Raw genomic sequence first — 22,964 nt, 5'->3', positions numbered from 1 at the left:
TGTCCCTATTTCTTGGTAATCTTAGAACCTTCCAAAGAAAGGTTGTACATCAAACCTTTATTAGAAAATATAAAGCCAATAATTGGATCTTTAATGGTACTGGTATCAATCTCACCACCGGCTCCAATGGTTACCAGAGCGACACTGCCATCCACACCAGCTTCCCAGCCCTCGCTGTTTTTAAAGCTGCGCAGTGCTGCATCCGTCATAAACAAAATAATCTCAGTTTTTATCTGTGCACCTAACTGAAACCCAATTGAAGCGGCAGCTATTGAGTAATACCCTGTTGTTCTACCATGTTCGATCAACTTTCCTTCACCATATTCACCACCGATACCTATACCGGCTTTGTAAACTTCAGGGAAGATCAGTGCGCCTTTTGCCTGTTGATAAAGTGCTTTTCCTGCTGAACTGTGCTGATAGAACTTCTTTAATGCTTCTGTTGCTTTGGCATCAATTTCAGCGTTGGATGCAGCCTGACCAGCACCCGTGGCAAACAAACATGACACTACTAGCAGCGCCGATAATATACGTCCCAACATTTACCCACCCTTAAGCAAAATAGTTTATTCTGGCTTTAGCCTAGGTGAGTTTGGTGCTTGCCGCAAAGGTTGTAACACAGACTCAAGACCATTAATTTTCACCTCTAACAGTAACTGCATGAGGAAGCCTAATTCACCTGTCGGGAATCCTTTTTTGGCAAACCAGAGCAGATACTCTTCTGGTAGGTCTAGCAGAACTCTCCCCTGGTATTTTCCAAATGGCATCTGCATATTAGCCAGCTTAACCAGATGCTTTTTATCTAGATCCACTCTATCTTCTCTCTCTGTTCAAAAAGCCGGACAGGCATTATTCTGTAAATAACTTTACAACCGTGGTTTAGGGTAATGGCTGAAGATAACCGATATCAACCCATCAATTGTGAAATCCATGATGGTTTTGAATTAGCCTGCATGCGCCGGGCCGTTCATAAGATAAACTGGATCGAAGAGGGAGATACCAGAACAGAGGAGCTTCGCTGTATAGATCTCGAATCAAAAGCGGGACAAGAGTTTCTGATCGCAGAAAACAGAGCGGGCGAACAGTTCAGAATCAGACTGGATTGGATCACCAGCCAACTTCCCTACTGACCAACTTCAGGAAAAAGACGTGGCAACAATCCAACTGAGTGAAATTAATATATACCCCATCAAATCTCTGGCCGGTATTCGTTTATCTTCTGCATTTGTCGCCCAATCAGGGATCTCATTTGATCGCCGATTTATGCTTTGTACACCGGATGGTGAACTTCTCTCAGCCCGTCAGGAACCCTCACTCCTTCAATACCAGGCGGTCCTTCGCCAAGATGGGCTAGAGGTGATAGCACCAGACGGGGACCATATAACGCTCCGCTACCCAGAACTGTTCCAAAACTATCGGCAAGTCTGGGTATGGGGAAACGAAATTAATGCACAACTGTGTGGTGAGCAGTTTGATCAATGGTTCAGCAATAAACTGGATAGAGAGTGCCAGCTCCTTTTCTTTGGTGAGCAATCTGAACGATACACATCAAGAGCACCTGAAACCCCAGTGGCCTTCGCCGATGGTTACCCACTGCTGATTATCTCAGAAGCGTCATTGAAGGAACTGAATCGCCGCAGCTCTTCAGAGATAACCATGGACCAATTCCGTAGCAATTTAGTCATCCAAAATTGCACACCGTTTGAAGAGGATAGCTGGAAAAGAATCCGTATCGGCGAAGTGGAATTTGAAATTGTAAAACCCTGCTCACGTTGCAATATGACTACTTTCGACCCAGAAACAGGCAAAAAACTTCCAACAGGCGAACCGATAAAGACACTGGCTAATTTCCGCCGTGGTAAAGACAATGAGGTGTACTTTGGGCAGAATCTGATTCCTCTGAACGAAGGACAGATACAGTATGGTGATACGCTGGAAGTGCTTGAAACCCAACTACCTGAGATATACCCGGACAACGCTCCCCTTGTTAGGGAACTACAGGCGGCTCCCTCAAAGCAGCAGTGGCAATCCAGCCAGCCAATCGAGTTACACTGTGTCAGTCGAGTAGAAGAAACCAGAGATGTAGCCACCTTCAGGTTCGCCCTACCCGAGAATCTGCATCTGCAATACTTTGCGGGTCAGTTCATCACACTGCTGCTAAACATTGACGGCACCCCTGTCTCTCGCTGTTACACATTATCTTCATCCCCCTCTCGTAGTGCAGATATCGCAATTACCGTAAAGAGGGTGACCGAAGGTACCGTATCTAACTGGCTACATCATAATATTCAACCGGGAGATCGGATAAATGCGTTAGCGCCTCAGGGGCTCTTCCATGAAGGTAACTGTGGTGATGCGGCGTTACTGCTGCTCTCGGCTGGGAGTGGTATCACGCCAATGCTCTCGATTGCACGTCAATTGAGTGATACCCACAGCCAGCGAGATATCATTTTTTATCATCAGGCTCGCACCGAATCTGACCTGATCTGCGAAGATGAACTACTGTGGTTGGAACGACAGAACCCCCGCCTTAAATTGATCTTCAGCCTCAGCCAGCCAGAAGCCGACTGGCAAGGGGTCAAAGGAAAAATAAACCGTAATCAATTGATTGAGCTGATTCCTGACCTCGCTGAAAGAACTGTACTCTGCTGTGGTCCTGAAGGGTTTATGAAACACGCGCGCGAATACTGCCAAGAACTGGGAGTTGATGACAGTCAATGGTTTGAAGAGAGCTTTGGATCCCCTCCGGGGATTGATAGCAGTGCAGATATAAAATCGCTTACGCTCATACTTAATGGTCACGCGGTTAACGGTGACAATCAACGTAATCTGTTGGAACAGGCAGAGTCGAAGGGTGTAGTGATCGCTTTCGGGTGCCGTTCAGGTGTCTGTGGAGCGTGCAAGGTTAAGCTGCTAAAAGGAAGTGTTCACCGCAGTTCCGAAATTCCACTGAGCGAAGATGAAAAGGATCAAGGGCTGATTCTGGCGTGCAGCTGTGTACCTGAATCTGATATTGAAGTGGCGCTATAAAACAAAAAAAAGCCCGGTACTTTTCAGCACCGGGCTTTTTGAATCAGTAAACTGAAATTAAGCTACTTTCATTTCAGCAACTTTTTTAGCTGTTTCTTCAGCCATTTCAGTCGCTTTCTTAGTAGATTCTTCAACAGTTGCTACATATGCATCTTTAGCTACAGACATTGCAGCAACGCTTTTCTCAGCAGTTTCAGTCATTTTAGCTTCAACAGACTTGTAGAATTTAACCTGCAGGTCCAGAGCAGCTTTTGGATCTTTGCACTCACAAAGAGTTTTGAACTGTTCAACAGATGCATTAGCCAGCTCTTCAACGTAAGCTTTCTGCAGAGTAACCAGAGTTTCAACAGTTTTAGTGTTTACTTCAACCAGGTCCTGCATTGGCTTGAACAGTGCAGCGATCTCTTCAGAGATTTCTGGTTTGAAAAAATCAGCGAAAGGGTTGTTAGCAGCGTACATAGTTTTGTCTCCAAAAGTTATTCATGCTGCGATGCAGCAATCCATTGGTGTCTAAGATAAAACTTGGACGTTTTTTAGTCAAGAACTTTTTTGTGCAGTGCACAAAAAAAGTATCTATCTACAATTTTTGGCTAGAAAACGATCCAATTGATTCGCGAATGCCTGCCTGTCAGACTGACTGAAAGCAGCAGGCCCTCCAGTTTCTACGCCAGAACTGCGCAGGGTTTCCATAAAATCACGCATCGATAAACGCTGCTTAATATTTTCCGTGGTATACAACTCGCCACGGGGATTCATAGCAACACCCTGATTATCAATCACCTCTGACGCCAGCGGTATATCTTGCGTAATGACCAGATCGCCAACAGACATTTTTTCAACAATATGGTTATCCGCGACATCAAACCCCTGCGGCACCTGTACAGCGCTGATATAAGGCGAAGGCGGCGTACTTAAAAATTGGTTGGCCACCAGCGTTACCGATATCTGCTTACGTTCAGCCGCTCTGAACAAAATCTCTTTGATCACTTTGGGACAAGCGTCCGCATCTACCCATATATGCATTCAATACCTCTATCTCAATAACCTAATACAGCAACATGACAAAACAGCGACTTTTACGCTACAGCTATATTATCGCAGTGTTTCCTCAAGATTCAGTGAAATATGATCCGGTACAGTAAAAACCGGCCTACTCAAGATCCACTTATCCATACTTACCTTTTAGATCCGTCAGATCCCCCAGGCTTCCCCCTCTTTCATCAACGATAATTTATTCACTCTCAAAGCCGAACGCTTCTCCTCTACACATCTCTCACCTACAATGGACAGATCAGGTAATGACATTGAGGACCTCTCAGGTATGAGTGATCGGCATACACCTAAAAGGCTGGGGCAAGGGATGTGGACCATCGCCTGGCTGCTTATGATGGGGATGCTCTATCTCTATTTTGATGACCTGATTGAAGAGCGCTACAACCCCAACCAAGCCCTTGTCAGCGACACTGCTGCCGAAGTCGTACTTAAACGTAACCATGCAGGTCACTATGTGGCCCCGGGGTTTATTAACGGCCATAAAGTGGTTTTTCTCTTGGATACAGGTGCCACCACCATCAGCGTGCCCAAAAACGTAGCTGAGAAAATCGGATTGAGAGCGGGTTTAAAACAGCAGGTGGGAACCGCCAATGGCACCATTGACGTTTTCCATACCGAACTTGATACGGTCTCCCTTGGAGGGATCACACTGCAAAAGGTAAGGGGCCATATCAACCCTTATATGCAAGGGGATACTGTGCTATTGGGGATGAGTTTCATGCAATATCTGGAGATAACCCAGAAAGGCGACACGTTAACGCTTAAACGTTGAGCCTCTCCTCTCCATCAAGCAACTGTTCCACCACACTTCGAAACTGACGCATCATCTGCTTGCGCCCCGTTCCCGCTTGATCAAGCTCAGACCAACTCTTTTGTTGCAGATTACGTTCAACAAGCCGTTGAAAATCAGGGTTCCCAAGCAGACTGAGTAACCTGTCATCACTGATCTTATCCAGGCAACGAAGTAGTAGTTTGTGGATCGCAAAAGCACAACTTTCATAGCTGCGGTTATGATATGAAAATGCTTTGAGATCACTCTTGTCATGAGGGGTTAGCACTGGTGTGAAACCGGCATGCTGGAGGAGTCGGCACACAACAGCCACTTCCAGATCAACCAGATCATCGGAAAGCCTGTAATTCAGTTGCTCAATAAAACGCTCACGCAATCCGGTCTGCACCGTTTTTCCCTTCTCATTCAGCGCACACATTACCAGCGCAGCATGACTCCCGCTGACGCTATCGCGAACTGAACCTATTCTCACAGTATCAAACCCATTTTGATGCCAGAAATGTTGCAGTTCAGGATTCGCTGCATAACTTGATCCCAAATAGTCCCATCCCATCTGCTTAGACTGCCCGATTACATACTGCAGTATCTTGGTTCCCAGCCCCTTTCTATGCAACACAGGATGAACCGCAATCCGCATCACTCTTCCCGCTTTCAATGAGGCTGCCTGAAGCGCCCCCTCCTGACACACGAGCGCCTGTGGAAGCAGATGACCTCTCGGCCTCCGCTCTCCAGCCCAGATCTTTTCAATCAGTTCTGCAGGCAAAGGGCCTTCATCAGAGACCAATACCGCCCCTATAACATGATGATTACTTCGTAGTAGCCATATATAGAGATTAGGGCTGTCCAGCAAAATACGCAGATCACCCGGTGTCGTTCGGTAGTGGGCCAAAGTGAGCAGGCCAAACAGTTGACTGAGGGTTTGATAGTCCTCTGCCAACTGATCCCGATCCAGCAACCTAACCGACAGTTCAGAATCCTCCAGTGGAAGATCTGAACTGCACTCTGAGGCTTCTGCATTTAACAGCAGGAGATTGAACACCAGACGTTCAAGTGGATCATTGTCAGACCAGCGGATCGGTTGCTTTAAATGCAAACCCTTCCATTTTGGCGTGAGGGTATTTAGAACCTTTTTAAAACGTAGCGAAAAGCCCTGACCTGTCCCTTCATAACCGTGAACAGTTGATGCAAATGCGATACGAGGGAAACGCTCAAGCAATGCGCTCAGGATCGGCACGGGAATCGCGGCAGCTTCATCTACCAGCAATACTTTACCGCCGCCAGATTCTTGCAGAGCCTTTTCAGGAGAGAGGTAGCGTATTGAATGCTGCCCTTTGTGCAGGCTCCCCTTTTCATGCTGGTAATCCGGTAACAACTGACCAGCCATCGCAAACAGCTCCTCAACCGTCTCAAACTCGGGTGCTGTCACCAAAATCTGCTCGAAATCCAGACCGGACAGCTGTGCCGCTGCGATCCCTAAAGCAACTGATTTCCCCCGCCCTCTGTCTGCAGTTAATACAACGGGGCGGCGCCCCCGTCGAAACTGGCTAAGAATCAGCTCGACTGCCTTCTGCTGATCAGGGGTTTTGTTGGGAAGTATCGCTTCCTCTTGAGGTTTGGCCGTATCTGGAAGTTCAGGAAGTTCAATCTCAACGCCTGCCAGCTCTTTTGATTCTCTGCAGATAACGGTATACGCATCGTCTTCCAGCAACATGGCTATACGTGAGATAAAACGCCTGCCCACATCCTCTGTCGTATAGGGTGAAGCAACCAGAGCTGCATGCTCAGGATCATCGAAGGCCGGCCACTCATCAAGATCGGGGCAGAGGAGGACAAGTACCCCGCCCCCTCCAATGGTTCCCGAAACCTGACCAAAGCGATTGGGATTAAAGCCTGACCAGGCATCAAAGATAATACTCGAAAGCGTCTTGCCAAGTAGCTTATGACTCTGGCTGGAAGTTATCTGTTTCTCAACACCCCCGAATGAGTCACTGATAGTGATATCCACTTTCTCAACAAGAGGTTTAACCTGTTGCAGGCACCATAGGTGCGAGCCGCTGATGACCAGCAACCTGCGATGATTATGTATGGCGGCATCCCGCATTAGTCGCGTAAAAAGTGACTCCACCATCATTCTTCGACTCTCTGTATATGGGAGAAAATTAACTATAGACCCGGAAGCTGTTGTCTCAGTTCTGCTTTGCGATCAGCTGACAGCGAGCGACAATCTACATCCTCTATCGCGCCAACTAATGCCCAGAGCAGGTTCAAGCTAGTTCGTTCGGTGCGCATCGCTCTGATCATTTTATATGCGGAAACCGCCCCAACTGCTTTCAACTCAGGTAGCGTATAAATCTCTATTTGTGCTAACCATCTACAACTAACGGGGCCGATATTTCGCATCACACAATTCTGATCAAACGGCGTAGGTCTGGGAGGGTTCAGTGATCTCCTCACTAAACGCCATGTAGTGATCTCCACCCGCAGTCACCACTTTGTCCAACTGCTTATCTGCTTCGCTAAAGAGCCTTTCCGCAGTTAATAGCTGATTAGGTTGAAGGGTTGCAACCCCAATACTAATCGTTACACAGTCGGATTGAGGAGAGGATGAATGCTCAATCTGAAGTTGCCGCACATCATCACAGCAGCGTTCAGCCAGGACACTGACCAGCTCATTTGTCGAGGGTAGAATAAACCCGAAAAGATGGTCATCCAGGCGAGCAATCATATCGCCAGGTCTGGCCACGCTCTCTTTAAACCGGTGAGATAAGCGCTGCAACAACTGTTCTGCTGCATCAACCCCATAAGTTTCACAGTACAATTGATAGTGATCGACCCGCAGTAACATCAAGGTTAACGGGGAGAAATCACGAACCGCACGCCTGCACTCTATATCCAGGGTTTCATCAAAATGGATACGATTCACAAGACCGGTTAACGGGTCATTCCAGGAACTCCCTTCAACCTGTGCAGATAAGGCAGCCTGCTCATTCTTAAGATACTTAAGGTGTTTTGTGATTCGTTGCAGATAGGATGCCATTAAGAACGACAGCAACAAACCGGTTAAGAGAAACATCGCAGGGGTAAAGCTCATTCTTGATGAGAGCCACTCCTCTGTTGCTGTTAACGTGAGTAACCACTCACCTTCAGGAAGGAGTAAGGATGTTGAGTAGGTCGCATCGGGTGCAATATTACCGCTAACACTGTTCCAGATCTGTTGGCCTTCAGCGTATGCCAGACTGATCCCCCCCTGTTCAATCAGGTTGTTCAATGGGCTTTCTACCAAAGCCCCCTCTATGCTGACAGCAACGGCTATCCGATATTGGTTATCTGTTGCAGCAGCAAGTACGACGGAGGCACTTTTCTGACTATAGATCGGCTGAATCTCAACCTGCTGAGAGGCCAACGGCTGGGAGATCAACTGCTTGAACTCTTTAGATTGGGCAATCACTTCCACTCCCTGATAAATAAGGGGGGATTCAGATGGGGGAACCACCATAACAGCGGTTATTACGGATGAATTTGCGTTTTGTCCCTGCAGAAGCTGTTTTAGTTCGCCCGCCTCGACAGAGCCGCCTACTTGCAGAGCAAGCTGCAACCGCTCCAACAGATAAAATCCTGATATCAAATTCTGTTGAAATGAAACGACCTGTTGCGCCATCTCGCCCTGAAACTGCTGGATCGCTGCTTCACGCTCCTGCTTTAACATAAAAATAAAGATCAAAATTGAAAACAGGACACCACAAAGAGCAAAAAGGATCGCGACATCAATTCGTTTTTTCCCGTTTTTCGTAACGGTGGTCGAACCTGCGGACGGCATTGAAAAGCTCCAAGTAATCAAACAGTAAGGCTCAGTTAAACCTTTTTTATCAGCTCTTGCAACGATAGTGCACTACCCACCTTTTTTCCAGCATTTGACGCTCTTTAGCCGCGTCATTTCTAGCATCTGATATAGTAGGCACATAGATGAATCTGATGAGTAAGTTATGAAGCGAATTGCAATCTTCGTAGATGTACAAAATATCTACTACACCACCCGTCAGGCCTTTGGAGCGCCCTTCAATTATCGGAAGTTCTGGCAGCAGGTCGCACATGAGGGGGAGATCAGCCACGCATATGCTTATGCGATTGCGCGCAGAGATGATGGTCAGAAGAAATTTCAGGATGCGCTGCGCCATATAGGATTCGACGTAAAACTTAAACCATACATTCAACGTAGTGACGGGTCCGCTAAAGGCGATTGGGATGTAGGTATCACCATCGATATTCTTGAAACAGCCCCGGAGGTAGATAAGATCATTCTATTATCGGGAGACGGTGATTTTGATCTGCTTTTAAAGAAAGTGCGTGAGAAGTATGCAGTCACAACTGAAGTCTATGGCGTGGAAGCCCTGACCGCAAAATCGCTCATCAACGCAGCAGATAGCTACCGTTCGATCTTACCCAACCTTCTGGTTTGTTGATTGCGGACTTGCATCGCCAATTCAGCACTGAGATACTTCTGCGCATGAAGCTTTTAAACATCACCGCCCTGCCAGTAATCTTTAGCCATACGTTGCGACGCCGCGTATCGATGACCTGTGCCTGTTTGGGTGTTCCGCTTCGATATCACTGAGCGTAATAAATAATTTCACACCCAAAGAGCCGCAGGTTAATACCTGCGGCTTTTTTTTGCCTGAAATTTACTCATTCATCCATTATAGGAGTGCAAAATGTCGAATATAGATAGTTCCGATGTATTAACAAAAACCCAATTTATTATGCCAATCACCCCAAGGCCCTCTTTATGCTTTACGCACGGCAAAGGCCATTATCTGTTTGATCAGGAGGGCCGCGCTTACCTGGACATGGTACAGGGTTGGGCAGTTAATGCCCTTGGCCACTGTCCAGAGGTCATCCAGAAGGTACTCAATCAGCAATCTGCGACGCTGATCAATCCCGGTCCTGCTTTTTATAACGCACCTATGCTTAATCTGGCTGAAACCCTCTGTGAGAACTCTGTTTTCGATCAGGCCTTTTTTGCCAGCAGTGGAGCAGAAGCCAATGAAGGCGCGATCAAACTGGCGCGTAAATGGGGTCAGAAACATAAACAGGGAGCTTTCAAAATAATCACGTTCAAACAGGGCTTTCATGGAAGAACATTAGCCACCATGTCCGCAACTGGCAAAGCGGCTTTTGATCCTCTGTTTGAACCCAAAGTGAGCGGCTTTAGCAAAGTTGAATTCAACAACCTCAATGCAGTTGAAGCCGCTATCGATACTCAGACAACTGCGATTATGCTTGAACTGGTACAGGGTGAAGCGGGAGTCATTCCTGCTGATAAAAGCTTTGCTGAGGGTGTAGCAGCACTCTGTCGAAAACATAACCTTCTTCTGATAGTAGATGAAGTCCAAACAGGTATCGGCCGGTGTGGCACCCTCTTCGCCTACACACAATATGGCATAGACCCCGACATTTTGACACTGGGAAAAGGCCTTGGGGGAGGAGTACCTATCTCAGCACTTTTGACCAAGCATAGCGTGAGCTGCTTTGATTACGGTGATCAGGGTGGAACATTCAATGGAAATCCACTGATGTGTGCAGTCGCTGAGAAGGTAGTCTCCGAGGTTCTTTCTTGTGGTTTTTTGCAGCAGAGTCAAGCAAGCGGAGCCTACTTAAAAGATGCTTTATTAGGGGTATCAGATCAGTTTTCACTGGGGGAGGTCAGAGGAACGGGCTTGCTACTCGCGATGGATACTCAGGCTATCTCTGCAACTTCAATCTATAGCGGGTGCCTTGAAAGAGGGTTAATCCTGAATGCCCCAAATACTAAAACACTTCGTTTTGTCCCTGCCTTGAATATTACTCCAGTGGAGATAGATCAAGCCATCGAAATCCTGGGAGATACCCTATGCAGTTTGCGATAAGCCCAAACTGTTGCACAGATGATCGCGGGGCTGCAGAGCCCCGCCCATTGAGTCCACTGACATTAAGCAGCGTTCTCCTCCTGACATTGCGCCTGTCGGCTAAATGCGGTCAGCATAGCCTGCAGCGCTGCAGCAGAGGTATCTTCATCAGTCGCAACAGCATAGGCAATCTCACCATCAATATTCACCGATATGGACGCTAATGCTAAAGCGTCAGTACCGCAACCCAATGCATGCTGATCATATTGGGTAACCTCAATTGTGCACTGATATTGCTTGCTTAAAGCATCACACAAAGCTTCCAACGCGCCGGCTCCCTCACCCGAGAAAACACTATCTCCAATATTGAATTGAGCGTTTACCTGATGATCTTCAGTATGCAGATCATATTTACGTAAGCGCCACCTATCAGGCACAGAGACAAAATGCTCCTCGTACAGCGCTTTAATCAACTCAGGTGAAACCTCGATACCTTTCTCCTCTGCAGCGGCCTGAACCACCTTACTTAAAGGCAGATGCATCCATTTAGGTAACTCAATACCATAATCCCGCTCTAACACCAGGGCAACACCACCTTTCCCGCTCTGGCTATTGATACGCACTACCGCTTCATATTCTCTGTTGATATCACGCGGATCTATTGGCAGATAGGCTACGTCCCAGTGCTCCTTTTGGTGCTCTTCGTGAAACTTGACTGACTTCCTGATCGCATCCTGATGACTTCCAGAGAATGCGGTATACACCAACTCGCCCGCCCAGGGGTGACGTGCGGGCACGGGTAGTTCATTACAGTGTTCCACCACTTCGATAATCTCTTTGATATCGGAGAAGTCCAGTTTTGGATCAACCCCCTGAGAATAAAGATTCATCCCCATAGTGACGATATCCATATTCCCGGTTCGCTCCCCATTACCCATCAAGGTACCTTCAACACGATCAGCCCCTGCCATAACACCCAGTTCCGCAGAGGCCACTGCGCAGCCACGATCATTATGAGTATGTAAACTAATACGTACCTGATCTCTCTGTTTCAGATGGCGACAGAAATATTCCACCTGATCGGCAAAGACATTCGGAGTGGACATCTCAACCGTGGAAGGTAGGTTAATCACCACTCGCTGACCACTCTCCGGCTTCCATTCTGAAATCACCGCGTCACAGACCTCAATTGCAAAATCCATTTCTGTACCGGTATAGCTCTCAGGTGAATACTGAAACTCCCATTCTGTATCAGGATGCAACCTGGCATAATCCCTTACCCAACGAGCCCCTTGAACAGCGATCTCTTTGATCGCAGCCTCATCCATCCCGAACACTTGTTCACGCTGTACAACAGAGGTGGAGTTGTAGACATGCACATTGGCTTTCTTTACCCCAGCCAATGCTTCAAATGTTCTCTTAATCAACTCCTCTCTTGCTTGTGTCAGCACCTGAATAGACACATCATCCGGGATCAGTTTCTCATCAACCAACTTACGTACAAATTCATAATCTGGCTTGGATGCAGAGGGAAAACCCACCTCGATCTCTTTAAAGCCCAACTTTACCAACAGTCTGAACATGCGCGCTTTCTGTTCAACTGACATCGGGTTGATTAACGCCTGATTCCCATCTCGCAGATCCACACTGCACCAATCCGGAGCTTGATTGAGTTCTCTATCCGGCCAGGTACGATCAGCTAAACGGACAGTTTCAAAGCGGCAGTATTTTTGATGATCAAACATAACTCGAATCCAATATCAGTGGTTCAGGCGTAAAAATGTAAAACCCGCTGCCTTGTGTTCCAGGGGAACGATGACAGCGGGAAATTTTTCAGTAGACACTTGTAGTATCAGTTATTAAGTCAGTGGTTTGATAAACCACGTCTGGCTGGTAACGCACACTTATGGTGATTGCCCCCTCATATGCTGATTGGCATATGATCTTTAACCCCTCAACCGATGAGAAGAAGTTTAAAGCGTGTTGAGCGCAATTTCTGATCTCATTTACACAAAATAACAAAACTTGCGCAATTAAAATAAAGCAAATACCCTTAAAAGAGCAATAAAACAAAACACACGGCATCCACTATGAAAAACACTGTCTCATTTGACCGCTTTGACCTAAAAATATTGCGCGAACTCCAAGACAATGGGGAGCTATCCAATCAAGAGCTGGCTGAGCGCGTTGGCTTAACAGCAGCCCCCTGCTCAAGACGTGTTAAACAGCTGGAAGAATCCGGCGTCATCCGTGACCGGGTAGTCAGACTTAATGAGCGGGCCATTGATCTCAACCTGTTCGCCATACTGCATATCAGCATGGATAAACATATACCTGAGCGCTTTGAGACCTTTGAGAAAACGATCCAGGAACTGCCTGAAGTGATGGAGTGCTATCTGATCACTGGCCACGATGCGGATTACCAATTAAAAGTCGCGGTACCTGACATGGATCGATATCAGGATATTTTGCTGGGGAAGATCACCCGTATTCAGGGGGTAACCGGAGTTAAATCTGCGTTTATAATGCGTAAAGTCGTCGACAATACCTCAATGCCTCTCAATTATGTGAACAACTAACTTTCACTTTCCGACCAGATCTCATAAGCATTTAGAAGGTCATCTCCACAGAATGCAAGTTCAATCTTGTCAGGGAACTCTTCAAGGAGGAAAGCCAGAAAATCGGCGATAAATCGCCGCTGAGGTCTATTACAACTGACATAGAAGCTATTCTCCCTTCCATCAATAGTCAGATGGAAGAGGAACTGTTCCAGATAGAAATCCTCACTCATGGTATCCAGGGACAATCGGATAAATGCTGGTAGGTAGTAATGCATGCCGATATCCTGGCAAAAGCAGATAGGATCCCAAGCCGGATTACCCAGCTCCTCAATACCTATACTTTCACGATCATGCTGACGCAAGGTAGCATCATGTTCAGCACACTCATCACAATGCTCATAATTCGTGAAATGCTCCGGTTTTTCTACCGCAAATAATGCTCTGGATTTAGCCACCCAATCCATAACAAGGCCCCAGCCCTATTGACTCCTTTACTACCAGAATACATCAGGTAATTGTGAAATTCCCAACAGAGCTAACCCTGAGTGAATTATTTTAATACTGGCTAATGGCTTAATTTGTCACTGGATTTTTCCCCTCCCCTTGCTATTTTTGAATAGATAATAAAAAAATTACCGCGCAGGGAGCTTGCGTTCAATGGTTAAGGAAGACTCAGCCGTTCATTTAACAACCCTCGACTATATCCTTGATATCATCTCCGAAGGGGTCTGGGACTGGAATATAGTGACGGGGCACGTGGCCAGAAGCCCTGGCTGGTACACAATGCTGGGTTATCCTGTTAATGGTCTGAATCAGGATGTTCTTACCTGGGAGCGTGTCATTCATCCCGAAGACCTTCAAAGGGTTATGCAACACTTTGAAGCCTATGTGAACGGCCAATCCGATCGTTACTGCATTCAATATCGCTGCATAAAATACGATGGTTCCCCTTTGTGGATAGAAGACTCAGGACAGATTGTAGAACGTACACCTCAAGGCGACCCCATTAGAATGATTGGTGCGCACACTAATATTGATGACCTCAAGGTAACACAAGCCCAGTTACACAATCAGAGCCGTATCTTAAAAGGTGAGTTTGAGAATCTGGAGCAGATCATCGAGGAAAGAACTCAGGAACTTGAACTGCTAAACAGAAAACTGGCTGAAAAGGTCGATGAGATCGAATACATCGCCAGTCGGGATCCGCTAACCGGTATATTTAACCGCAGAATGTTTGAGCAACTACTCGATATTGAGATCAAGCGGGCGAAGCGCTATTCACAACCTATGTGTGTCATTCTCGCCGATCTGGATTTTTTCAAGGAAGTTAATGATCAGTACGGGCACACGACGGGTGACAAAGTTCTCCTTCAGGTTGCACAAACACTGAAGCGATTGATCCGGGAAAGTGACCTGATCGCCCGATGGGGAGGCGAGGAGTTCGCCATCATCCTACCGAATACAGAATCTGAAACCGCTCTGGAGATGGCGGAACGGCTTCGGTTTAGCATTGCCAATCAGATATTAGAAGAAAAGATCCAGCTCACCTGTAGCTTTGGTGTCACTAAATATATACCGGATGACAGTGGCGACAGCATCTTTGCCAGGATGGATCAGGCTCTTTATCAGGCCAAAGGGAAAAACCGCAATAATGTGCAGCTGTTCACAGTATCCTAAGCGCTTAAACTCAAGATTTACCGTTTCTGGACAGAACTGTCAGACATTTTGAATCACACTAACCTTCTCCTGCATCAGTGGAATAATCTGATCGGCAGGTACCGCCGGGGAGTAGATATAGCCCTGAATTTTATCGCATCCAAGTTCTTTGAGCAGAGTAAGCTGCACATCGGTTTCAACCCCTTCAGCTACAACCTCTAACCCCATATTATGGGCAACAGAGATGATGGAGGAACAGATCGATAGATCATCAGAACTATCAGGTAAGCCACTCACAAAACTGCGGTCGATTTTTAACTCATTGACTGGAGAGCTTTTTAACAGGGACAAACTGGAGAACCCTGTGCCGAAATCATCCAGTGATATTTTCAAACCCAGGCTCTGGATTTGATTTAAGCGCTGCAGGGTCATCTCGAAATTATCCATTATTGCCGTTTCGGTTATCTCAACTACAACCCTCTCCGAGCTCAATTGATACTCCTCTAAAGCTGTGCTTAATAACCGAATAAACCCTTTCGAGCTCAACTGCACCGCCGAAACATTCATTGAGATAGGCAAGTTGATACCCTGAGCACCCCACTCCGAAGCCTGGCGACAGACCTCATTAACCACCCACTGTCCGATCGCTCGAATCTGCCCTGTCTCTTCCGCCAAGGGAATAAATTTAGCAGGAGAGATAACCTCACCATTAGAGTGCGGCCAACGAATCAGCGCTTCTACACTCAGCATCTCTCCCGATTCTGTGCAGTACTGGGGTTGGTAATAGAGACGGAATTCACTATTGCTCAATGCTATGTTGATCATATTTTCCAGCTTAAGCCTCTGTACCGCACTGGCATTCATCTGGCTGGTAAAAAACTGGAAGTTGTTGCGGCCATTTTTCTTCGCATGATGAAGAGCGATATCTGCATGCTTAAAGATATCATCCGCTGTATTACCGTCATCGGGCCCCACAGCAACACCGATACTCGATGTCAGAAAAACCTCTGTATCGTTGATCTCAATTGATTCTGACAGATGATCCATAATACGAAACGCCATCTGGGTCACAATGGAAGCGATACGTTCACACGGTTCCAGGATAACGACAAACTCATCACCACTGATCCTCCCCAGCGTATCTGATTCACGCACACAGCTACGTAATCGGTGCGCCATCTCGACCAATACCTGATCACCACAATCATGTCCCAGAGAATCATTAATTTTTTTGAAATGATCAAGGTCGATAATCAAAACCGCCAACTGCTCTTTCGGATGTCGGCCGATGTGAGCAAACGCCTGCAATAATCGTTGAGTCAAAAACTGCTTATTGGGTAGGTCAGTCAGCGGATCAAACTCCGACAGGTAACTCAACTGCGCCTGATCCTGCTTCCTCTGAGTAATATCACTTAATGTGCCAATGTAATTCAGAACACTGCCATCATCTCTCTTATTGGTGTTGATCCTCAGCCATTGGGGATAGACGCTGCCATCTTTACGACGATTCCAAACCTCACCAGCCCACCGCCCTTTTGACTCAATAACCTTCCACATCTCTCGATAGAAATCCTGATCATGGAGCCCTGAAGAGAGCATGGAACTCTTCTTGCCGATCGCTTCGTCATATGTATACCCTGTGATATCGCAAAAGGCTTTATTGACATGAATGATATTATTCTTGGAATCAGTGACCATCATCCCTTCTGAGGCACTTTCAACGATTCGCTCATTTAGCTCTAGCTTTTCTGTACGGCTTTGGAGTTGCACCTGACGCTCAGTTATCTCCTGATGGTACTCATGAAAGCGGTAACTGAGCCAACGTGTAAACATATACGCTGAGATAATTGCTAGCACACCGAGAAAGACAAACGAAACAGCTAGCTTCATCAAGCTGTTCTCAAACTGTTCGTTCATCTGCACTTTCCGTGCTCTAACCAACTGTTCCAGTTTGTGCGAATAGATACCTGAAACCAAAATCCATCCTGTATAAGGAAGAGGTCTGACATAGGATGTTTTGGGAAGTAGATCGATGCTATCGGGATAGAGCCAATCATATTGTACAAAGCCTGCGCCACCCCGGCTCTTCTCAATAATACTCTTAATGGCAGCAGCTGCATTTTCGGGCATCTTACTTAAGTGCATTCCCTCCAGATGACGTGCACCGAAGCTTTTCAGTAGAGTTCCGTCATTTTTGACAACAGCAATATAGCCTCTGTCGCCGAATCGAATTTGATCAATGGTTTGTAGCAGATCGGGCTTAAAGTCATTGCGGAAAGCATGTAGATAATCCCCCGTACCGATCACCCAGTTAAACGGTTCAAAAACATCCAGGTAGGTAATTTTGGTGTGAGTTCTTTCTGGGTCCTGGGGGGTCGGCCACTCATATTCGATATACCCTTTTCTATCGAGTGAATCGGTCACCTTAAGAATTTTTTTCATCACCCGGTAGCTGTTAGTGCGCTCATCCTCCAGAAAGGACTTCCCTTCATATTCAGGTTTAGTGGGGAGTAATACTGAATTTCCATCCAGATCATCAATAAACAGATAACCGCGACCAGAGAAAAAACGGATCGGTCGAAGGGTTTCAACGATCAATTGCTTCAGTTCGCCCTCTGACATCTTCCCTTTATTTTGGTGATAGAGCGTTTTCACAACCAGAAGAGCACGCTCCACCTCAAACTTAGCCTGAGCTTTCAACTGAGCTTCTGCGTCAAGAAACTTTTTCTCTACGAACTCAGCAGCATTTTCAGCTTCCGTTTTAATTCTCGCTTTCTGCTGTTCAAGAACCTGTGCACTAAATTCTTTAAGGTGAGAGTTAAAGCGAGCATGTTCGCTGTAGGTAAAATAGCCATAGACACTAACCAACGTAATGATCAGTAGAGAAAAGACACCCCAGACCAAGAATAAGAACAGTCGGTTTGTTTTAATTTCGCCCATAGCAATCTCTTTATAGAAGACTACGCTAAGACTAGCAGCACACCGCTATGGAAGTTAAGGAGTAACCGATCAAAAAGCCACTTTTCTGATAGATATCATTCTTTTGAGAGTGATCGCCCCATAGAGCACTACAAGACCTTATAGCCTTCACACGTACTCTTTTTATAGACAGAAGCATTAAAAAAGGTATCTTGATTCGGGTTGAACTCATAAACTTTCAACAATAAGAAACAATCCATCGCTGCAGGGAACAGGTCTATGTCATTGAGCAACGCGATTATCAATATCACCAATCTACGATTGCGAACCTTTATCGGTTTCAACCCCGATGAGATGGAAAAGCAGCAAGACGTAGTGATCAATATTGAGATTCAATACCCTGCCAATCAGGCGTTTGCCGACGATAATATTGAGAAGACACTGAACTATAAAACGATTACCAAAGAGATTATCAAGCATGTTGAGGAGGGGCGTTTCCTCCTGCTAGAAAAGCTGGTCAGTGATGTATTGGAGATCTGTACACATCACCCCTGGACAGTTTATGCCAAAGTGACGATCGACAAACCCCACGCCCTGCGGTTTGCAGATTCAGTCTCTCTCTCTTTGGAGTGGAAAAAAGACAGGTAAGACTTGTTAATAATCCCCTGCAACCGTTCAGCCAATTACAACCCTTCCAATACTGGTACAGGGCTATCCATCACCGCTGCGATACTGGTCACGATCTCACGCTCCTGGTGTGTGACCTTATTGTCATGAGCGATACATTTTCTAAATCCGTTAATCAATCGGGGTTTTAATAACGGATAAGCCCCTCCGAGCGTGATCACCGCTTGCATAAATTCATTGAGATCACACTCCTCCTGCTCCAGCAAACGAATATTGTATAAACCGGCAGCCCCTGCACCACGGTTAAACGCCCTCTCTGCATCCTCTCTTTCTGCATGTCCATGATACGCCAACACGGAGAGGACTAACTGGTACTCCTGACTCACTTGTCCCGGTTCTTTAAAGGTGGGCTTCGTGGATAAATTCGGCTCAAATTCACCCGCCAAATAGTGCCGTACCACCTGATATAAACACCACTCAAACAGGTCCGTTTTCTGATCCGCCCGAATTAACTTCATCAACGTCCGTTTAAACTGTTTGTACTGTGCATCGGACATACATTTTAGGGCAGGCAGGAGTAATTCAATCAGGGTAAGCCTCAGCTCGTTCGGCAACAATGCGATCTCTTTCTCTACCCTTTCAACCAATCCGGTAAGACCTGCGAAACCACTCTCAGCAATACTCTCAGCTTGATCGCTCTTTAAAGAGGGTTCCTCATGCAGTAACAGCCCATAACAGATCGCAATCGCGCCCAATGGTTCCTTTGCATTCTCAGCCAATAGCGAAGGAATTGCATCGATCTCATCCCTCACTTCATCCAGATCAACAGGCATCTCTGGAGCAGCCAGATCAACACCTGCAGACACTGAAGCACCAGCAATCACTGTCTGCTTAAACCGCTCACGTTTCTGTTGCTTTTCGACATCAGCCTGCTGTTTTAACTCCCGGGTTTCGGCACCCCTGAAAAGATAATTCCCATCCCAATCCGGGTCGATCCTGAGAATACGATCCACCAGCGGTGGATGGGTGGCGTGCAATCCACTCAGTTTATGTAATGCCTGCCCAAAAAAGAGATGGCTGACCTCACTACTATTGGAGCTGATAATCCCACTTCCCGGTTTATACCCGCCAATTAACTTGAGTGCATTACTGATTCCATCAGGATTACGGGTGAACTGGACCGCACTGGCATCGGCCAAGAACTCGCGCTGACGACTAACCGCAGCCTTGATCAAATTTCCAAAAAAGGTGCCCAGCCACCCCACCACCATCAGGGCGATCCCTAACAGGGCAACCCTTCCATCTGACCGGCGATGCCTCCCAGAACGAGCCATAGACTCACCGACCAGACCGATAAATACAATGCCATGTAGCAGAGCGACAAGACGCAGATTAAGGCGCATATCACCGTTGAGGATATGACTGAATTCATGAGCGATCACCCCTTGGAGCTCATCCCGTTTGAAATGCTGAATACATCCCTGAGTCACACCAATAACAGCATCGGAAGGCGAATTCCCTGCTGCAAATGCATTAATTCCAGGTTCATCAGCTAACAAAAAAACGGCAGGAACGGGCATCCCTGATGCTAAAGCCATCTCTTCAACCACATTCAGAACCTGACGTTGATCTGCATCTGCAGTATCCGGTGATATCCTTATGCCACCCAACGCTTCTGCTACCGCTTTACCTCCTGAAGAGAGCTGCACCCACTTATAAACTATCGCGCAGCTCACTGCGCCAGCTACACCGAGGCTAATCAAACCAAACGTATGCCATGAAAATAGCGATGCCACGGTTCGGGTATCTGTTTGAGCGATAACACTCACTCCCCGCTGCATGGTTTCCTCCTGAGTCATAAACCAGACAACGACGCCTATCAGCAGATTTGTCAGAAAGATGAGCCCCAGAACAGCCAGAATAAAGAGAACTACCAGCCAGCCTGTGTTACGCCTGGCCTTATCCTGCTGGGTAAAGAAATCCATATGAATAGCGCCTATCAGAAGCTAATTTTAGGCGCAGCCTGAATCTGCTCACTATCTTCAAATTCAAGCAGTGAGGCATCCTTAGGATGACCAAACATGGCAGCGAAGAATACCGGAGGGAAGGATTGGCGATAGGTGTTATATTCTGTAACCGCATCATTAAAAGCCTGACGTGAGAACGCAACCCGATTCTCTGTCGTTGTTAGCTCTTCAGATAGCTGCATCATATTTTCGTTTGCTTTCAGATCCGGATAATCCTCCATCACGATATTCATCCGGCCCAACGCGCTCTGGAGGGCATTTTCAGCACCCGACAGCTGCTGTATGGCATCATCACTAAGCGTAGCCGCTGCACCTTTAAGTAGCGCTGCAGCTTCATTTCGCGCCTGAATCACCGCTTCCAAGGTTTCCCGCTCATGTTTCATATACCCCTTTGCAACCTCCACCAGATTCGGAATCAGGTCGTAACGGCGTTTTAGCTGAACCTCAATCTGCGAGAATGCATTTTGATGACGATTCTTCAGTTTAACCAGAGTGTTATAAATACTTACAACGTAGAAGATAGCGCCCAGTACGAGCACTAAAAAGATAATCGTTCCAACTTCCATCACCTACTCCTTAAGTGAAGCCGCCTGATGCGGAGAGAATTTTAAAGGATCGCTTACGCGACTATAGTGCAGAAATCACCACTTTAAAACTCTCCTCCCCCATAGGGTCAGAGTAATCACCAGATTTAACACCACTGCTTTTTTACTGAGTAAATATTTATCCTCATCGTTCCCGATCAGCACAGGGTACTCAGCAGTTGGGATCTGACAGGTACTTGTGAACAATCTGTTCGTTATGATTGAACAGAACGATCTGAGCGACCAACCTTCTGGATAAGAAGTCCCACAATGATCATGAGTAGACCCGCAACCGTGGCGATCTCCACCTTTTCACCCAGAAAATACTGAATAATGACTAACGAGAGAAATGGAGAGATGAAGATCAGATTACTGACGGCCGCCACATTCTCTGCCCTCTTCATCGCCATTAACCAAAATATAAATGTAATCCCCATTTCAAACAGGCCTACATAGGCTGATAAGAGCCCTCCCTTTATCGAGGGTAGTGCCCACAATCCTTGCCAGAAAAGCACCACACTGATAAGTGGAAGACTGATCGAGAAACAGAGAAAGAGTGCCGTGACGGGGGGATCTGTGTTGCGGGTATTCAAGATCCAGTATAAAGCCCATACCACTGTACTTAGCAAAGCGAGCAATACCCCGGTAGGACTGTCGAAGTTTAGCTCACCTAACTCTCCCCGGGTGCAGATCACCAATACCCCAAAATAAGCCATACCCGAAGCGATCATATCCTTGGAATATAAACGCTGCCCTAACATAGGTACCGCAAGTACACTCAGCATAATCGCCCAAGTGTAGTTGAGTGCTTGTGCCTGCTGTGCCGGAAGCAGGTCGTAGGCCTGAAATAAAATCAGGTAATACAAGCAGGGATTCAATACGCCTATCTTTATGTAGTAGATCCGATTTTGAGTAAAAGCGGTCAAGGCTTGGCAATATTGCCCCTTAAGCCACAGGAGTCCACCTAAGAACAACCAACTGACAAGCGCTGCGTAAAAAAGAAGCTGTACCGGCGCCATCTCCTGAAGTGCTAATTTAAATGCCGTAGCTACTGTAGACCACATCAACACAGCAGCCATCGCAAACATGACAGCCTGTTTTTGATTTTTAACCATCAATACCAACTCGAAAGGAACTAAATCAGGCGCAAGATATCAGTAATACCAGAATATGAAAATTATCGATCTCCAATATATTTTCCCTAATTACAGAGTGTGAAATGTCTACATTCATCTACATCATGGATCCAATGTGCAGCTGGTGCTGGGCCTTTAGACCCTCAATTGAGGTTTTGAAGAAACATTACCCTGAGCATAACTGGCGCTTGATCATGGGAGGATTGGCCCCTGATACAGACCAACCGATGAGCACCGAGATGCAAGAAAAAATCATCAGCATCTGGCGCCAGATTCAAAATCAGACAGGGACTGATTTTAATTTTGATTTCTGGACTCAGAATACCCCGCAACGCAATAGCTACCCAGCATGCAGAGCAGTCATCACGGCAGAGCGACTTAAAACAGGCAGAGGTGAGCAGATGGTTAACGCTATCCAGAACGCATACTATCGCCAGGCCCTGAACCCTTCCGATACTAGGGTTCTACTGCAACTAGCCCAACAGATTGGGCTCTCTTCAACTCTTTTTTCGCAGGAGTTAAGCCTTTCAATAACAGATCAACAGCTCGAAACAGAGATCATGACGGCCCGCAAACTAGGGGCGCATGGATTTCCTTCGCTGTTTTTTCAGAATAATCACGGAATACGGCCAGTGTCGTTAGGGTATTGCGATGCCAGAGAGTTATTAAGGAGAGTGGAGGAGTTGAAAAAAGAGTAAA

22 protein-coding genes are annotated in these 22,964 nt (G+C 46.6%); 9 read left to right on the top strand and 13 right to left on the bottom strand.

Annotation, left to right across the window (positions count from 1 at the left end; all coding sequences use genetic code 11):
* Positions 1-5: 5 nt before the first annotated feature.
* Positions 6-542, bottom strand: a complete 537-nt coding sequence (locus tag Q0882_RS09555) for a YSC84-related protein (protein WP_299180740.1) — start codon at positions 540-542, stop codon at positions 6-8.
* Positions 543-566: 24 nt separating this feature from the next.
* Entirely contained in the window at positions 567-812 is a 246-nt protein-coding gene (locus tag Q0882_RS09550) for a DUF3820 family protein (RefSeq protein ID WP_299180737.1), read from the bottom strand.
* Positions 813-887: 75 nt separating this feature from the next.
* Here Q0882_RS09550 and Q0882_RS09545 point away from each other — a divergent pair, with 75 nt between their 5' ends.
* Both Q0882_RS09545 and Q0882_RS09540 read left to right on the top strand, forming a co-directional pair.
* Positions 888-1,130 (top strand): Rho-binding antiterminator, encoded by a 243-nt coding sequence (locus Q0882_RS09545; RefSeq protein WP_299180735.1) that lies wholly within the window; start codon positions 888-890, stop codon positions 1,128-1,130.
* A gap of 19 nt (positions 1,131-1,149) precedes the next feature.
* Positions 1,150-3,030 carry a hybrid-cluster NAD(P)-dependent oxidoreductase gene (locus tag Q0882_RS09540; RefSeq protein ID WP_299180732.1) on the top strand — a complete coding sequence of 627 codons (1,881 nt, stop codon included), beginning with the start codon at positions 1,150-1,152 and terminating at the stop codon, positions 3,028-3,030.
* Between the two features lie 57 nt (positions 3,031-3,087).
* On the opposite strand, the gene Q0882_RS09535 is transcribed toward Q0882_RS09540, so the two are convergent.
* Together Q0882_RS09535 and Q0882_RS09530 are read right to left on the bottom strand one after the other, a co-directional pair.
* A complete protein-coding gene (locus Q0882_RS09535) occupies positions 3,088-3,489 on the bottom strand; it encodes a phasin family protein (protein WP_299180729.1) in 402 nt (133 codons plus the stop codon).
* A 114-nt stretch (positions 3,490-3,603) separates the two neighbouring features.
* Positions 3,604-4,053: a YaiI/YqxD family protein gene (locus Q0882_RS09530; protein ID WP_299180728.1), complete on the bottom strand. Its 450-nt coding sequence runs from the start codon at positions 4,051-4,053 to the stop codon at positions 3,604-3,606.
* 298 nt (positions 4,054-4,351) lie between these two features.
* Here Q0882_RS09530 and Q0882_RS09525 point away from each other — a divergent pair, with 298 nt between their 5' ends.
* Complete coding sequence (locus Q0882_RS09525) at positions 4,352-4,855, top strand: TIGR02281 family clan AA aspartic protease (RefSeq protein WP_299180725.1); 504 nt, start codon at positions 4,352-4,354, stop codon at positions 4,853-4,855.
* On the opposite strand, the gene Q0882_RS09520 is transcribed toward Q0882_RS09525, so the two are convergent.
* From Q0882_RS09520 to Q0882_RS09510, 3 genes are read right to left on the bottom strand one after another with little or no spacing between them, the layout of a single operon-like run.
* Positions 4,845-7,004, bottom strand: coding sequence for a GNAT family N-acetyltransferase (locus tag Q0882_RS09520; RefSeq protein WP_299180722.1), 2,160 nt, complete (start codon positions 7,002-7,004; stop codon positions 4,845-4,847). The genes Q0882_RS09525 and Q0882_RS09520 overlap by 11 nt on opposite strands.
* Before the next feature lie 32 nt (positions 7,005-7,036).
* Complete coding sequence (locus tag Q0882_RS09515) at positions 7,037-7,273, bottom strand: TfoX/Sxy family DNA transformation protein (RefSeq protein WP_299180719.1); 237 nt, start codon at positions 7,271-7,273, stop codon at positions 7,037-7,039.
* A gap of 13 nt (positions 7,274-7,286) precedes the next feature.
* Positions 7,287-8,690, bottom strand: coding sequence for a diguanylate cyclase (locus Q0882_RS09510; RefSeq protein WP_299180716.1), 1,404 nt, complete (start codon positions 8,688-8,690; stop codon positions 7,287-7,289).
* A gap of 166 nt (positions 8,691-8,856) precedes the next feature.
* On the opposite strand from Q0882_RS09510, the gene Q0882_RS09505 reads away from it, so the two are divergent.
* On the top strand, positions 8,857-9,333 hold the full coding sequence (locus Q0882_RS09505) for an NYN domain-containing protein (protein WP_299180713.1): 477 nt from the start codon (positions 8,857-8,859) through the stop codon (positions 9,331-9,333).
* Between the two features lie 249 nt (positions 9,334-9,582).
* Positions 9,583-10,776: an acetylornithine transaminase gene (locus Q0882_RS09500; protein ID WP_299180710.1), complete on the top strand. Its 1,194-nt coding sequence runs from the start codon at positions 9,583-9,585 to the stop codon at positions 10,774-10,776.
* Between the two features lie 62 nt (positions 10,777-10,838).
* Here the strand turns inward: Q0882_RS09500 and leuA are convergent, their stop codons facing one another.
* Positions 10,839-12,500: a 2-isopropylmalate synthase gene (gene leuA / locus Q0882_RS09495; RefSeq protein ID WP_299180707.1), complete on the bottom strand. Its 1,662-nt coding sequence runs from the start codon at positions 12,498-12,500 to the stop codon at positions 10,839-10,841.
* 345 nt (positions 12,501-12,845) lie between these two features.
* On the opposite strand from leuA, the gene Q0882_RS09490 reads away from it, so the two are divergent.
* Positions 12,846-13,334 carry an Lrp/AsnC family transcriptional regulator gene (locus tag Q0882_RS09490; RefSeq protein ID WP_299180704.1) on the top strand — a complete coding sequence of 163 codons (489 nt, stop codon included), beginning with the start codon at positions 12,846-12,848 and terminating at the stop codon, positions 13,332-13,334.
* Here the strand turns inward: Q0882_RS09490 and Q0882_RS09485 are convergent.
* Complete coding sequence (locus Q0882_RS09485) at positions 13,331-13,780, bottom strand: DUF6714 family protein (RefSeq protein WP_299180701.1); 450 nt, start codon at positions 13,778-13,780, stop codon at positions 13,331-13,333. The genes Q0882_RS09490 and Q0882_RS09485 overlap by 4 nt on opposite strands.
* Before the next feature lie 193 nt (positions 13,781-13,973).
* Here Q0882_RS09485 and Q0882_RS09480 point away from each other — a divergent pair, with 193 nt between their 5' ends.
* Positions 13,974-14,993, top strand: a complete 1,020-nt coding sequence (locus Q0882_RS09480) for a sensor domain-containing diguanylate cyclase (protein ID WP_299180698.1) — start codon at positions 13,974-13,976, stop codon at positions 14,991-14,993.
* A 39-nt stretch (positions 14,994-15,032) separates the two neighbouring features.
* Here Q0882_RS09480 and Q0882_RS09475 read toward each other — a convergent pair whose 3' ends face one another.
* The gene (locus Q0882_RS09475; RefSeq protein ID WP_299180696.1) at positions 15,033-17,912 is read right to left on the bottom strand and encodes an EAL domain-containing protein; all 2,880 of its coding nucleotides are present in this window, start codon (positions 17,910-17,912) and stop codon (positions 15,033-15,035) included.
* A gap of 258 nt (positions 17,913-18,170) precedes the next feature.
* On the opposite strand from Q0882_RS09475, the gene folX reads away from it, so the two are divergent.
* The gene (folX, locus tag Q0882_RS09470; RefSeq protein WP_299180694.1) at positions 18,171-18,539 is read left to right on the top strand and encodes a dihydroneopterin triphosphate 2'-epimerase; all 369 of its coding nucleotides are present in this window, start codon (positions 18,171-18,173) and stop codon (positions 18,537-18,539) included.
* Positions 18,540-18,574: 35 nt separating this feature from the next.
* Here the strand turns inward: folX and Q0882_RS09465 are convergent, their stop codons facing one another.
* From Q0882_RS09465 to Q0882_RS09455, 3 genes are all read right to left on the bottom strand, one after another.
* Positions 18,575-20,503: a M48 family metallopeptidase gene (locus tag Q0882_RS09465; protein WP_299180691.1), complete on the bottom strand. Its 1,929-nt coding sequence runs from the start codon at positions 20,501-20,503 to the stop codon at positions 18,575-18,577.
* Positions 20,504-20,517: 14 nt separating this feature from the next.
* Entirely contained in the window at positions 20,518-21,111 is a 594-nt protein-coding gene (locus Q0882_RS09460) for a LemA family protein (RefSeq protein WP_299180688.1), read from the bottom strand.
* A gap of 233 nt (positions 21,112-21,344) precedes the next feature.
* Positions 21,345-22,244 (bottom strand): DMT family transporter, encoded by a 900-nt coding sequence (locus Q0882_RS09455; RefSeq protein ID WP_299180685.1) that lies wholly within the window; start codon positions 22,242-22,244, stop codon positions 21,345-21,347.
* A 104-nt stretch (positions 22,245-22,348) separates the two neighbouring features.
* On the opposite strand from Q0882_RS09455, the gene Q0882_RS09450 reads away from it, so the two are divergent.
* Positions 22,349-22,963, top strand: coding sequence for a DsbA family protein (locus tag Q0882_RS09450; RefSeq protein WP_299180682.1), 615 nt, complete (start codon positions 22,349-22,351; stop codon positions 22,961-22,963).
* Position 22,964 lies beyond the last annotated feature (1 nt).

Origin of the sequence: uncultured Neptuniibacter sp. (assembly GCF_947498015.1) — a bacterium.
Classification (GTDB): domain Bacteria; phylum Pseudomonadota; class Gammaproteobacteria; order Pseudomonadales; family Balneatricaceae; genus Neptuniibacter.
The sequence above is the reverse complement of the archived record's forward strand: the minus strand, read 5'-3'. Positions and strand labels throughout refer to the sequence as shown.